Annotated in this window: 14 protein-coding genes; 4 read left to right on the top strand and 10 right to left on the bottom strand. The window is 41.7% G+C overall.

Features of this window, described 5'->3' with window-relative positions; genetic code table 11:
• Position 1 precedes the first annotated feature (1 nt).
• Positions 2-1126 carry a lactonase family protein gene (locus ACESQI_RS11760; RefSeq protein ID WP_025867404.1) on the top strand — a complete coding sequence of 375 codons (1125 nt, stop codon included), beginning with the start codon at positions 2-4 and terminating at the stop codon, positions 1124-1126.
• Positions 1127-1307: 181 nt separating this feature from the next.
• On the opposite strand, the gene ACESQI_RS11755 is transcribed toward ACESQI_RS11760, so the two are convergent.
• From ACESQI_RS11755 to ACESQI_RS11720, 8 genes are all read right to left on the bottom strand, one after another.
• Positions 1308-1928: a M23 family metallopeptidase gene (locus ACESQI_RS11755; protein WP_025867403.1), complete on the bottom strand. Its 621-nt coding sequence runs from the start codon at positions 1926-1928 to the stop codon at positions 1308-1310.
• Positions 1929-1939: 11 nt separating this feature from the next.
• Complete coding sequence (locus tag ACESQI_RS11750; RefSeq protein ID WP_195660692.1) at positions 1940-2599, bottom strand: B3/4 domain-containing protein; 660 nt, start codon at positions 2597-2599, stop codon at positions 1940-1942.
• 181 nt (positions 2600-2780) lie between these two features.
• Entirely contained in the window at positions 2781-3602 is an 822-nt protein-coding gene (pgeF, locus tag ACESQI_RS11745; RefSeq protein ID WP_373126132.1) for a peptidoglycan editing factor PgeF, read from the bottom strand.
• Positions 3599-4759 (bottom strand): GTPase ObgE, encoded by a 1161-nt coding sequence (gene obgE / locus ACESQI_RS11740; RefSeq protein ID WP_002559659.1) that lies wholly within the window; start codon positions 4757-4759, stop codon positions 3599-3601. The genes pgeF and obgE overlap by 4 nt, the downstream gene beginning before the upstream one ends.
• Positions 4760-4809: 50 nt before the next feature.
• A complete protein-coding gene (locus ACESQI_RS11735; protein ID WP_195349461.1) occupies positions 4810-5175 on the bottom strand; it encodes a four helix bundle protein in 366 nt (121 codons plus the stop codon).
• A gap of 45 nt (positions 5176-5220) precedes the next feature.
• On the bottom strand, positions 5221-5790 hold the full coding sequence (locus ACESQI_RS11730; RefSeq protein ID WP_195349460.1) for an adenylate kinase: 570 nt from the start codon (positions 5788-5790) through the stop codon (positions 5221-5223).
• A 33-nt stretch (positions 5791-5823) separates the two neighbouring features.
• Entirely contained in the window at positions 5824-6360 is a 537-nt protein-coding gene (gene hpt / locus ACESQI_RS11725; protein WP_002559656.1) for a hypoxanthine phosphoribosyltransferase, read from the bottom strand.
• Between the two features lie 40 nt (positions 6361-6400).
• The gene (locus ACESQI_RS11720; protein ID WP_002559655.1) at positions 6401-7945 is read right to left on the bottom strand and encodes a peptide MFS transporter; all 1545 of its coding nucleotides are present in this window, start codon (positions 7943-7945) and stop codon (positions 6401-6403) included.
• Between the two features lie 302 nt (positions 7946-8247).
• Between ACESQI_RS11720 and ACESQI_RS11715 the strand changes: the two genes are divergently transcribed.
• The 3 genes from ACESQI_RS11715 to ACESQI_RS11705 all read left to right on the top strand — a co-directional run bounded on the left by ACESQI_RS11715 (position 8248) and on the right by ACESQI_RS11705 (position 11207).
• The gene (locus ACESQI_RS11715) at positions 8248-9759 is read left to right on the top strand and encodes an NAD(P)H-hydrate dehydratase (protein ID WP_373126129.1); all 1512 of its coding nucleotides are present in this window, start codon (positions 8248-8250) and stop codon (positions 9757-9759) included.
• A 73-nt stretch (positions 9760-9832) separates the two neighbouring features.
• On the top strand, positions 9833-10891 hold the full coding sequence (locus ACESQI_RS11710; RefSeq protein ID WP_025867398.1) for a DUF4831 family protein: 1059 nt from the start codon (positions 9833-9835) through the stop codon (positions 10889-10891).
• Between the two features lie 34 nt (positions 10892-10925).
• Positions 10926-11207 carry a hypothetical protein gene (locus ACESQI_RS11705; RefSeq protein ID WP_002559652.1) on the top strand — a complete coding sequence of 94 codons (282 nt, stop codon included), beginning with the start codon at positions 10926-10928 and terminating at the stop codon, positions 11205-11207.
• On the opposite strand, the gene ACESQI_RS11700 is transcribed toward ACESQI_RS11705, so the two are convergent.
• Both ACESQI_RS11700 and ACESQI_RS11695 read right to left on the bottom strand, forming a co-directional pair.
• Positions 11197-11547 (bottom strand): PqqD family protein, encoded by a 351-nt coding sequence (locus tag ACESQI_RS11700; protein ID WP_002559651.1) that lies wholly within the window; start codon positions 11545-11547, stop codon positions 11197-11199. The two genes, ACESQI_RS11705 and ACESQI_RS11700, sit on opposite strands and share 11 nt — an antisense overlap.
• A 4-nt stretch (positions 11548-11551) precedes the next feature.
• Complete coding sequence (locus ACESQI_RS11695) at positions 11552-12910, bottom strand: MFS transporter (RefSeq protein WP_007484466.1); 1359 nt, start codon at positions 12908-12910, stop codon at positions 11552-11554.
• Between the last annotated feature and the right edge of the window lie 65 nt (positions 12911-12975).

Below are 12975 nucleotides of genomic sequence, written 5' to 3'. Positions count from 1 at the left end.
TATGTTCAGATTGGTTATCGGCCTGTGTGCCGCCAGCATGCTGTCATCCGCCTGTACTACCCGCAATGCATCTCAACAACGGGCAGAACATGAATTGACTATGCTGGTGGGTACTTATACATCAGGTAGCAGTAAAGGCATTTATACATTTCGTTTCAATGAAGAAAGCGGCGTGGCAACTCCACTTAGTGAAATAGAAGTATCAAACCCCTCCTATCTTACTCTCTCACCCGACAATCGATTTGTATACGCTGTCAGCGAAGAAAACGATTCGACAGCTGCTATCAACGCTTTTGCCTTTGACAAGAAGAAGGGTACATTGACTCTTTTGAACAAACAAAGAACAAAAGGAGAAGATCCATGCTACGTAGCTACCGATGGGAAAAAAGTGCTTACCGCCAACTACAGCGGCGGCACAATGTCTGTTTTCCCTATCCGGTATGATGGTTCTCTAGAATCAGTTGATACGCTGTTTCAAGGTACGGCTTCAGGACCGGACCCGGACAGGCAGGCTACTCCACATATTCATTGTACGCTCTTCTCTCCGGATGGTAATTATATTTTTGCAACTGACTTCAGTGCCGATCGTATATTACGTTACGCGGTACATTCAAAAGAGGAGTTGCCACGACCTTTGGCCGAGACTGTAAACATTCAGCCCGGATCTGGTCCAAGACACCTGATATTCAGTAAAGACGGAAAGTATGCTTATTTAATAAACGAGTTGTCCGGAAAAGTAATTGCTTTCACTTATTCGGACGGGAGGCTGAATGAAATACAAACAATTGTAGCGGATACCATACAGGCAAGAGGTAGTGCAGATATCCACCTGAGCCCGGACGGTAAGTATTTATATGCAAGCAACAGACTGAAAGAGGATGGAATTGCCATCTTTGAAGTGAATCCGGAAAAAGGCACACTGGCTAAAGTTGGTTATCAGCTAACAGGCCTTCATCCACGCCATTTTAATATAACTCCTAACGGAAAGTTCTTGTTGGTAGCCTGCCGGGATAGTAATATGATCCAGGTTTTCGAAAGAGACACAGTAAGCGGATTACTTAAAAATACCGGTAAGAATATAAAGATGAGCAAACCTGTATGTATTCAGTTTGCTGAGAATAAATAAACTAACAACGGTATATTGCCCTGTCATTAAAACGCAGATTAACACTGATTATCGCACTTAAAATCTAAGTTTTGCGATAATCTGTGTTAATCTGCGTTTTAGAAATTCCTTATTAATGATAAAACTGTCAGGCTTTCTTGACATACACTTCTATAAAAGAACAGCTCAAGATAGATATTCATTACTTTATTGCTATTGCTTTCACCGTTACTCCATTTCCTTTTTTTACACATTGAACGCACTCCTTACGTAAAGTACCTTCTTTCAAATTAAAAATGAGATCCGGATTAAAATGTTGTCCGTTAATTCGGGTTTCAAAATGCAAATGCTCTGTTGTAGCCCGTCCTGTACGTCCGGTCAAAGCCACTGGTTGCCCGGCTAATACCCAGTCTCCACTCTGCACCAGATTCTTCACATTATGACTATAAATGGTTTCAAGTCCGTTCGAATGGCGAATCACCACTACATTTCCATAAGCAGCATAAGGTTTTGACATTCGCACAACTCCGCTAAAAGCAGCACGTATCGTATCGCCGGCACACGTTTTTAAGTCCGCTCCGCTATGTCCTCTCCGGGTTCCATACGGAGAAATAACCTTTGCACCAGGCAATGGAAAAGCGTATTCATTCTCTGTCAGAGTGTCTAAATGCAACAAGAGATTCTTATCCTTAGTAAACAATCCCGGTGTCGCTACCCGGATATGATTGATCTCCATACTTGAAAAGTGTGGTTTCTCGGGTAAATCTACATTATTTACTATAGAAAAAAGAGTACATAATAGCCAAATCAATGTGCTTTCCATACTTTCGATAATTATTCAAAGAAAAATAGTTGCGCACTATCACAACCAGCATATTTTTTTAATAACTCCTGTATCATATCAGCCGCTTCAGCCAATCCGTCTGCACCACTATATCCATTGACTATTGCAAGGATATGAGTAGTATCCAATCCCATTTTTGTTCGTTCATTATCACTGGTAGGCGTACCTATACCTCCTATTTCATCCCTGTATACGGGTAATCCTTCAATATTCAGCACACCTCTGCCAATACCTTCAAAAGGTTCATCTGCCTTTCCGATTCCCAGTTCCAATATTGATCCTTTTATCTTATCGGCATCAAAACCACCAATGGAATAGCCGGTACGAAGCGACACTAAATTAATCAAATCAACCAGCGTATCTATCTGATACAATGGAATACCACGCATTAAACGTCTGCGCAAAGCCTCAGCCGAAGGACGGTAACGTCCCGGATCTTTACCACAACGCTTATATGCCTCACGAGTAGCAGCAATAGCCGGCTGCAACTTAATATCTTCCATCCGTGTAGTCGAAGTCAACTCTTCAGTAAAAGCATTTATCTCCTCCCAAAGTCCTTCACAGTAAGCTGTGTTTTTGACCTCTGCATAGACTGCTACTCCCGCAAAACCGGGACATGCTTCTTTTATTTCTTTAGATACTGTTATCATAAAAAAGTTATAAGGTTATGAGGGTTATAAAGTTATAGGGTTATAGGGTTATGGAGGAAATGGGGATTATAAAGTTAGGGTCATAAATTCATAGATAGGAGGACTATAAAAGCTAAAAACATAACTCTATAACCTTATCACTCTATAACCTACCACTTTATAACTTTCTCACTCTAACCTATCATGGCTCCGTCACTCTCTTCATTATTCCTGACAAAATACGTCCTGAGGCAATCCCCAGCCTTCGTGCCGAAAAAAATTCATCATGATGAATATAAGTACAAATACCCGATACTTCGATCTGGCAACCGGGAACACCAAAGTCAAGCAATTGCTGGCGGTTGGCCTCCCACAGATCGATATGATATTTTCCCGTCTCCGTCTTACGATAAGAGATACGTGACATATCAAAACCATTCAAACGGAAGGTATCATATACCTCATCACCGACTTCAAAGGATTCCAACGAAATGCCAGGACCGATACAAGCCACAACCTCCGAACCTTCCGTTCCATAAACCGTCCGCATCTGTTCCAGTGTATGACCAACGATAAAATTCACCGTCCCCCGCCATCCGGCATGAACGGCAGCTACCACCTGGTGCTGCCTGTCGTATAGCAATACAGGAACACAATCTGCCGTAGAGACGCAAATACAACAACCTTCCTCACGAGTTATCAAGGCATCAATACCTTCCAGACGCGTACACCTATCTTCTTCAGAAAGGGTAAGAAAGGTTTCATCCACTACCAGACTCTTCGTTCCATGTGTTTGGTGGGGGATAATCAATTCACGAGGCTTCTCCGGCATTGCTTCAAACAAGATCTCCTGATTCCGGCGGACACATGCCCTCTCGTCACCGGCAAAAGGCGAGCAATTGAATGTAGCATATGTCCCCTCACTGCACCCGCCTATACGGGTGGTTACAAAATGAAAAATGTCGGAATACACATCCAATGATGCATATCCCAACATTCTTTTATCTTTTGTAAGTGAAATCATTTCTCTTCCCAATCCTCTTCTTCGTATTCATAATCCAGATCATCGTCATCATCGCCGTCCTCATACTCATATTCGAGATCTTCATCCTCTCCCATAGCTTTGAGTTCTTCCTGCAAGCGACTTACATCCTTAGGACGATGTACAATAGCTTCTATCTTATTGCTTTCTTTATTCAACTCTTCCCACAGGATATCTTTCAATGCTGAAATTCCCAAACCGGAAACAGAAGAAATAAACAAATGCGGAATACCCTGAGGCAACGTAGGTTCTATCTCATCCATCAACTCCTGATCGAGCATATCACTTTTTGTGATAGCGAGTACACGCTGCTTATCAAGCATTTCCGGATTAAAAGTACTCAGTTCATTCAGCAGTATTTCATATTCCTTACGGATATCATCACTATCTGCCGGAACCATGAACAACAAAAGAGAGTTGCGCTCAATATGACGCAGGAATCTCAATCCAAGTCCCTTACCTTCACTGGCACCTTCAATAATTCCGGGGATATCGGCCATCACGAACGATTTCCCGTCGCGATAAGAAACAATGCCTAAATTGGGTTCCAGTGTAGTAAACGGATAGTCGGCTATTTTGGGTTTAGCAGCAGAAACGGCAGACAATAGTGTAGACTTACCGGCATTTGGGAAACCCACTAACCCTACATCAGCCAAAAGTTTCAACTCCATAATTACCGTCATTTCCTGCATCGGCTCACCGGGTTGTGCAAAGCGTGGTGCCTGTCGGGTAGCTGTTCTGAAATGCCAGTTTCCTTGTCCACCACGTCCACCTTTCAACAAGATAACTTCCTGTCCATGTTCGGTCACATCACAGATATACTCTCCTGTTTCAGCATTGTATACTACTGTTCCACAAGGCACTTCAATTATTTTGTCTACACCGTCCTTACCAAAACTCTTGTTTTTACTGCCGGATTCTCCATGAGTAGCCATCGCATGACGGTCATACTTCAGATGGAGCAGCGTCCAGTAGTTACGGTTACCTCGCAAAATAACATGGCCTCCTCTTCCGCCATCGCCCCCATCAGGACCACCGTTAGGAACATATTTCTCGCGCCTCATGTGCGTAGAGCCTCTTCCGCCCTTACCTGAGCGACAGTATATCTTTACGTAATCAACAAAATTCGATTCAGCCATAATATTTAGTAGTTAGAATTTAGTAGTTTAGTAGTAAGTAGAAGATGGATTTAGTAATATTTCAGCAGACCTTGGCAATAAGCATTCAGCATTCTACTCACTTCAGAAACCAACCCCAGGAGCACTGTTTTATCTTCTTCTGAAATATATCCCAGGTCTTTGGAAAGAATAACGAAGTTTCTTGTTTCCTCCAATGAGCCTTGTGATATGTTGTAAAAGTGTAATTTATCTTTCTGCCCTACTCTTACAAATCCTTCTGCAATGTTAGCAGTAATAGAAGTAGAGGCACGTCGCATTTGATTAACCAATCCGAACATCTCTTCTTTAGGAAAGCCTTTAGTCACCCGATAAATATTTAAAACATATTTATGAGCTTTTTGCCATACTAAAAGATCTTCAAATGATTGCGCCAGCATTCCTACTTAACTACTTACTACTCACTACTTAACTACTCTAATTATTTATAATGTATCTACCGCCTTACATATTTCCTCAAAGATACCATCCATTGAGCCAAGCCCATTGATGTGTTGGTATTTTCCCTCACCTTTATAGAATTCTTTCAGGGGTGAAGTCTGAGTATTATATACTACAAGACGTTTTTTGATTGTTTCTTCGTTGTCATCGGCACGTCCCGAATCCTTTCCGCGTTTGATAAGGCGAGTCATCAACTCATCTTCGGGAACATCCAGGTCAAGCATTACAGAAATATCCTGTCCACGTTCTTTCAACATTACTTTCAACGCTTCTGCTTGCGGAATAGTTCTTGGGAAACCATCAAAAATAACTCCCTTACTATCCTCAAAACTATCAAAAACGCTGGCCAGAATGTCTACCATCAGTGCATCGGGAATCAGTTGTCCCTGATCAATATAACTTTTAGCAGTCTTGCCCAACTCTGTACCATTCTTTATTTCTGAACGCAAAACATCTCCGGTAGAGATGTGATTAATACCATACTTTTCTACAATACGTTCACTCTGTGTTCCCTTTCCTGAACCGGGAGCACCGAAAATTACAATGTTCAACATCTTTTTTACCTATAAATTAGTTTGTATTTGAATTTAGTCTACCACAGTATAAATATCCGGATAGTTTCGTCCGAAACCATCATAATCGAGTCCGTAACCAACGATAAAGTCGTTCGGTATTTCCATTGCTACATATTCGATATTCAAATCCACTTTCAGTTTGTCGGGCTTCACCAACAGAGAAGCAATATGTATAGCCTCCGGATTTCGGGTACCCAATGTCTCGAGCAGACGCTGCATCGTAAAACCTGTATCTACAATATCTTCTACGATAACCACCGTGCGGCCGGCAATGTCTTCGTTCAGACCAATCACTTCTTTGATAACTCCCGTTGAAGTGATTCCCTGATAAGAAGCCAGTTTCACGAAAGAAATTTCACAAGGGATAGTGATATGTTTCAACAGATCGGCGGTAAACATGAACGAACCGTTCAGCACACTGAGGAACAAAGGGTTCTTACCTGCCAAGTCCCGGTTAATTTCGTTCGCAACACGAATCACTTCTTTTTGAATATCCTGTTCTTTAATGGAAACAGTAAATAGTTTATCTTTTATCTGAATGGTGTCCATAACCGATTATTTAAAAAAGTTGGATGCAAAAATACAATTTTTATTCCACTCCATGCATCATCTTTTGCAATTTCTTCGAGAGAAGGAACAGAATAAGGGACGCAATACCCGACATAATGACGAACACCATAAAGAAGTCGTACATATTTGCAATCTGATATCCAAAGAGTGTTTTTACTTTACCTGCCTCGGGGTAAAGCCCGGCAAGTATCCCGGCAAATTTATTGGCAGTGGCAGTAGAAAGATACCAGATACCCATCATCAGGGAGGCAAACCGAATCGGAGTCAATTTATTTACCATCGACAAACCAATGGGCGACAAAGCTATCTCACCCATTGTATGAATAAAATAAAGTCCTGTCAGCCAGATGATACTCACTTTCACACCCGGTTGGGCATCTTTCACTCCAAAGCAAATAAAGAGGTATCCCAAAGATAAAAGTAACAACCCAATAGCTTGCTTGGTAGGTGAAGAAGGCTCCATATTCCGTTTGTTGAGAAAAGCCCAGACACCCGGCATGATATAGGCAAGTATTACCACAAAAAACGGATTGAAAGACTGAAACCAGGAAGCCGGCATCTCCCAACCTAAGATATCACGATTTGTCTGATCGGCAGCAAAAAGAGTTAAGGAAGCACCAGCCTGTTCATAGGCAGCCCAAAAGAAGATGACGAAGAATGCTACAATGTAAATTACAAAAATACGGCTACGTTCGATCTTTGTTAATGAACCATCCAGTAAAATGGTGATAGGAAACACGATGCAAGCGGTAAATATACCGATACTGACCCATTCGTCGCCAAACCAGAGATAAAAGAGACTGCCCAACACCAGTGTAAGAACCATTAATAGAAGAATATTCCGCCTTTTCTGGCTCCGGCTCAGTTGCGGATGAACTATTTTCTCTTCAGTATCTGTCTTTTTCTCCTTCTTCGCATCCGGGATTATGCCTAACGGCTCACCGTCAGGAGATATCAGATACTTATTCTTCTGCGTTTCAAATAAAAGGATAGTAAATACAATCATACACGCAGCAATCAGAAATCCCCATTTAAAATCTTCCGGATTACCGGTGTCTCCAAAATAGCCACAAACCAAAGGAGCAATAAAGGAGCCCACATTCACTCCCATATAGAAAATGGTATAGCCTGCATCAAGGCGCTTATCTCCCGGTTTATAAAGTTGTCCTACCAATGACGATACAGTAGGTTTAAATGAACCATTTCCTAATATAAGAAAGGTCAGGCCACCATACATTAACCAATGTGACAGTTCCGCTTTATCGAGCATGGAGGCACTCAAGAACATCATTAACTGTCCTACCCCCATCATCACAGCACCCCAAAAAACAGAACGACGTATCCCCCAGTATTTATCGGCTATATATCCGCCAATCAACGGAGTCAAATATACTAATCCGGTATAGCTACCATAAATGGATGCTGCTGCTTCGGTATCAAAAAGTAGAGCCTGAGTTAAAAAAAGAATAAAGATAGCACGCATACCGTAGTAGCTGAAACGTTCAGCTGTGCTTGTTGCAAAGATTAAGTAAAGGCCCTTTGGATGCCCTTGTAATGCTCCCATAAGTAGATTGTTTAGTAGTTTATGGGATGCAAAGGTACGAAAAAGTACTTTTATTCCGTAAAGAATATGTAACTAAAGGTAAAAGAAACAATGTGTTTCATCCTGTTTCATTACTATGAGAATTTTGTTTCAACCTATTGAGAATTTTTTCTCAAAGCATTGAAACAACTATAAAAAAGTATTGTATGAAATCTTTGCGGTTACTTAAGTAGCCGAAAGGAGCAAAGGATTCATATTAAAACAAGTTTTAATCGGACAAATAATTACTATCTTTGCGAGTCAGAAAACTAAAGAAACAAATCATGAAAATATTTCCAAGTAACACTATCAAGAAGCTGGATGCTTATACCATTGAGCATGAACCCATTCAGTCAACCCAACTGATGGAGCGTGCAGCCAATGCACTAACAGAAGCTATCACTAATCGTTGGGATAGCGAAACCCCGGTTACTGTATTTGCCGGACCTGGTAACAATGGAGGAGACGCTCTTGCCGTAGCCCGTATGATGGCAGAAAAAGGATACAAAGTAGAAGTTTTCCTTTTCAACACCAAAGGAGAACTTTCACCCGACTGCCAAGCCAATAAAGAATTGGTAGAGATGATGGACGAAATAACCTTCCACGAAGTAAGTACACAATTCGCTCCACCGACCCTGACGGATGAACATCTGGTTATCGACGGTTTATTTGGTTCCGGATTGAACAAGCCTCTTAGCGGAGGGTTTGCAGCAGTAGTCAAATACATTAACTCTTCGCCTGCTACTGTAGCATCCATTGATATTCCTTCGGGACTAATGGGAGAAGAGAATACATTTAATGTCCGGGCCAACATCATCCGGGCCGATGTTACCTTCAGCCTGCAACTGCCAAAACTTGCTTTTCTTTTTGCTGAAAATGCAGAGTTCATCGGAGAGTGGGAGTTGCTCGACATCAACCTGAGCCAGGAAGGCATCGAGGAGTTAGATACCAACTATGAAATGTTGGAAGTGGAAGACATACGTACTATTATCAAACCCCGGAAGAGATTTTCACACAAAGGAAACTTCGGGCATGCACTCTTGATAGCCGGTTCACGCGGAATGGCAGGAGCATCAATACTATCGGCTCGTGCATGTTTACGCTCAGGAGTAGGTTTGCTCACTGTGCATGCTCCTATCTGCAACAATAACATTTTGCAGACAGCAGTTCCCGAAGCAATAGTAGAACAAGACGCCAGTGAAACTTGTTTTGCCATACCAACAGATACGGATGACTATCAGGCAGTAGGCGTAGGACCGGGATTGGGACGAAACGAAGAAACAGAAGCTGCACTGCTGGAACAATTGAACGGCTGCCAGACTCCTCTGGTAGTAGATGCGGATGCACTGAATATATTGGCCAATCATCGCCATGCACTGACCAACCTGCCCAAAGGTTCAATCCTTACTCCCCATCCCAAAGAATTGGAACGCCTGGTAGGTAAATGTCAGGATTCTTATGAACGCCTGACCAAAGCAATAGAGCTTGCCCGTACCGCCAAAGTACATATTGTATTAAAAGGGGCCTATTCTGCTATCATCACTCCAACCGGAAAATGCTTCTTTAACCCCACCGGTAATCCGGGAATGGCTACTGCCGGAAGCGGAGATGTGCTGACAGGTATTATTCTGGCATTACTCGCTCAAAGGTATACGGCAGAAGAAGCTGCCAAGACCGGAACATTCGTTCATGGGCTCGCCGGCGACTTTGCTCGTAAAAAGTTAGGTACAATTGGGCTTACAGCAGGAGATATCGTCAACAATCTGCCTATGGCATGGAGACTTGTAAGCGAATAAAGGTTAAGAACTTATGAATTTCCGAATAAGTTCATTAACTTTGTTTTCTAAACCAGTTAAAAAATAGACAGAAATGAAAAAACTAATCATATTGACAGGACTGTTAGCTGCCACCACTATGATATCTGCTCAGACAGATGTTGTGACTGGTGTAATGCGAGGCAAAGATTATGGAGTAACCTATGCACTCCCCAAAACACAGATAGAGATCGAAGTCAAAGTCAATAAAATAACATATACACCGGGAGAATTTGGCAAATATGCAGATCGCTATCTGCGACTAAACAACATATCTGTCGACCCGAAAGAATATTGGGAATTAACAAGCGTAAAAGTAAAACCGGTAGGTGTACCCGATAAAGAGAATGTATATTTCGTAAAGATGAAAGATAAAACCGTAGCTCCGTTAATTGAATTGACAGAGGATGGAATTATCAAATCAATCAATGTACCTATCGAAGGGAAAAAGACTCTGCCTGCCAAGACAATTGTGCCTGCACAGAAAAAGGTTAATCCAAGAGATTTTCTTACAGAAGAGATCTTAATGGCGAGTTCAACAGCTAAAATGGCTGAACTCGTGGCAAAAGAAATCTACAACATCCGTGAAAGTAAAAATGCGCTGGTACGCGGACAAGCAGACAACATGCCCAAAGACGGAGCGCAACTCAAACTGATGCTTGACAATCTGGAAGAGCAGGAACGTGCGATGACAGAAATGTTCTCTGGTACATACAATAGAGAAGAGAAAATATACACGATTCGCCTGAACCCCGCAAAGGAGATGAATAATGAAGTAGCTTTCCGATTCTCAAAGAAACTGGGTGTGGTAGCCAACAATGATCTTGCAGGCGAACCGGTTTATATTACTTTGAAAAATCTGAAGACAGTTAATATTCCACAGGACGACGGTAAGAAAAAGGTAGACGGTGTGGCCTACAACGTACCAGGCAAAGCTTCTATTTTACTGACTCAAGGAAAAGATGTGTTATTTGAAGATGAAGTGCCTGTCACTCAATTCGGAACAGTAGAATATCTGGCCCCTGCATTATTCAACAAAAACTCAACGATTAAAGTAACATTCAATCCGGTTACAGGTGGTCTGGTTAAAGTTGACAGGGAAGAAGGAAAATAAACGACTATTATTCATTCTCTAAATAACTTATAATATGGGTGGTGAAGGACATATGCTCGACATGATCCGTCGATTGAAAGAAGGCAGAGACTCTGCCAACTTACGCAGAGCGCGAACCAACGAGAGGATGAAACGCTTACAAACGAAAGCACCCTACCCCCTACCCGACACGACTCCTGAAGAAATGGGACGTATCATCCGGCAATCCAAAGAAAAGAAAGAAGCCGATGACCGTTACTTTGTGTTCGGGACTCTCATTATCATCGGGGTTCTATTGGCATGTGCCGTTATATTATGGGCTATTTTTATTCGTTGATTGTCAGTTTGACAAATCCATCTTTTTGTAACTGGGAAAAATAAGCAAGTATACGAGACTCGTAGTTCTCTTCATGGTTGAAGTGGTCTGCGAGTTTTTCTATTATCTCACGTATCGTACTTTTGCCATCTATTTGCTCCCACACGGCAGTACCATGTTCTTCAAGATGTACATGAATATCAGAGGACATTCCTTTGGGTAGTAAAAAACGTTGCATCCATTCATACTTAAACCGGGGAAAAGCGATGACAATAGTGCCATCGCTTTCCTTTTTGGTTGTAATGTGTGCACTGCGGAAGGGAATAACCTCCAACAAGTTGATCTTTTCTTTCGCAGCCATACATTTATTTCTTTATATTGGGTAATTCCAAACCATATCCCTTCTTTTTATCAACTACCTTTAACAAGAAAGCGACAAACAAAGACAGAATGGCTAAACCTGTAAAAATACACATCGGGATTGTATAGTCATACTCGTTAGCATTTCCACTCGTCCCCACCACACAATAGGTATCAAGTACCCAACCAATAAGAGTAGGAATACCCCACAGACCTATATTCTGTATAAAGAAAATAAGAGCATACGCTGTTCCTAACTGATTTACAGGAAATATCTTCGCCACCGAAGGCCACATAGCCGAAGGTACCAGAGAAAAAGCAATACCCAGAATTATCATCAAACCAATTGCTATAAGCCAATTATCAATGCTGGGAATTGCATAGATAAAATGCACACAAATCAACATAGCCGCACCCAACATCATAATAGAAGCAGCTTTTCCACGTTTATCAACCAAACCACCAAATACCGGAGTCAGTATCAATGCTCCCAAAGCAGGTAGTCCCACAATAGAACCAGCCACGTTTTCATCAATTCCATATTTACCAACCATCAGTTCGGATGCAAACTTCTGGAATGGAAAAACGCAGGAATAGAACAGCACGCACAACAATGCAATCAGCCAAAATCCCGGATTAGTAAGAATGTGTTTTACATCTTTAAAAGAGAATTTATCTTCACCTCCATCTTCAGCAGAAGCCTCTACCTGCTTATCCAGCTTTTTATCCATCACAGAGAAGGCAAAAAAGGCTATTAACCCTCCTACAAGTAATACAAAACCAATTAACAGAGGAGTATCAATACTAAAATTACGTGCCAAAGGTATGGCTACAGAATAAGCAGCCTGGGAACCGATACGTGCCAAAGCAACCTGTACCCCCATAGCAGTGGCCATCTCTTTCCCACGAAACCATTTAGCTATAATTTTAGAAACAGTAATACCGGCTACTTCAGCTCCCACTCCAAAAATAGAGTAACCGGCAGAAGCAACAAATACCCCGGTTTTATATCCAAATATAAGCGATTCATTTCCAGCCAAAACTGTAATTGCATAGTATTCCAATCCCGTACCTACTACCATCAAGATAGCTGCCAACTTTCCGGTGAAACGAATACCAAAGCGATCCAGAATCAAACCTCCCCAAATCAGCATCAGTAAAAACACATTCAGGAAGCTGTATGCTCCCGTGAAAAAGCCAAACTCCGTACTGGTCCATGCCAAATCAGATTCCAACATGTTTTTCAATGGCGCCATTACATCATTCACATAATAGGCTGCCATCATAGTAAAGGCAACAATGGCTAATGCTCCCCAACGGGTAACCACAGAGTCATTCAATTTCTTTTTTAATTGTTCCGTCATAGTTCTATCTTATTAATAAAAAAAGGCTACAAATCCCCTGGATTTATAGCCTCTTCTCTTTTCTT

The sequence above is a fragment of the Bacteroides sp. HPS0048 genome (assembly GCF_964240755.1).
Lineage (GTDB): Bacteria > Bacteroidota > Bacteroidia > Bacteroidales > Bacteroidaceae > Bacteroides > Bacteroides nordii.
Note: the sequence above shows the minus strand (reverse complement) of the source record. Positions and strands in the feature narration are given on the sequence as shown.

Excerpts from the sequence above, each read along its gene's own strand:
- ACESQI_RS11760 (WP_025867404.1), top strand. The coding sequence starts at position 2 with ATGTTCAGATTGGTTATCGGCCTGTGTGCCGCCAGCATGCTGTCATCC.
- ACESQI_RS11755 (WP_025867403.1), bottom strand. The coding sequence starts at position 1,928 with ATGGAAAGCACATTGATTTGGCTATTATGTACTCTTTTTTCTATAGTA.
- ACESQI_RS11750 (WP_195660692.1), bottom strand. The coding sequence starts at position 2,599 with ATGATAACAGTATCTAAAGAAATAAAAGAAGCATGTCCCGGTTTTGCG.
- pgeF (WP_373126132.1), bottom strand. The coding sequence starts at position 3,602 with ATGATTTCACTTACAAAAGATAAAAGAATGTTGGGATATGCATCATTG.
- obgE (WP_002559659.1), bottom strand. The coding sequence starts at position 4,759 with ATGGCTGAATCGAATTTTGTTGATTACGTAAAGATATACTGTCGCTCA.
- ACESQI_RS11735 (WP_195349461.1), bottom strand. The coding sequence starts at position 5,175 with ATGCTGGCGCAATCATTTGAAGATCTTTTAGTATGGCAAAAAGCTCAT.
- ACESQI_RS11730 (WP_195349460.1), bottom strand. The coding sequence starts at position 5,790 with ATGTTGAACATTGTAATTTTCGGTGCTCCCGGTTCAGGAAAGGGAACA.
- hpt (WP_002559656.1), bottom strand. The coding sequence starts at position 6,360 with ATGGACACCATTCAGATAAAAGATAAACTATTTACTGTTTCCATTAAA.
- ACESQI_RS11720 (WP_002559655.1), bottom strand. The coding sequence starts at position 7,945 with ATGGGAGCATTACAAGGGCATCCAAAGGGCCTTTACTTAATCTTTGCA.
- ACESQI_RS11715 (WP_373126129.1), top strand. The coding sequence starts at position 8,248 with ATGAAAATATTTCCAAGTAACACTATCAAGAAGCTGGATGCTTATACC.
- ACESQI_RS11710 (WP_025867398.1), top strand. The coding sequence starts at position 9,833 with ATGAAAAAACTAATCATATTGACAGGACTGTTAGCTGCCACCACTATG.
- ACESQI_RS11705 (WP_002559652.1), top strand. The coding sequence starts at position 10,926 with ATGGGTGGTGAAGGACATATGCTCGACATGATCCGTCGATTGAAAGAA.
- ACESQI_RS11700 (WP_002559651.1), bottom strand. The coding sequence starts at position 11,547 with ATGGCTGCGAAAGAAAAGATCAACTTGTTGGAGGTTATTCCCTTCCGC.
- ACESQI_RS11695 (WP_007484466.1), bottom strand. The coding sequence starts at position 12,910 with ATGACGGAACAATTAAAAAAGAAATTGAATGACTCTGTGGTTACCCGT.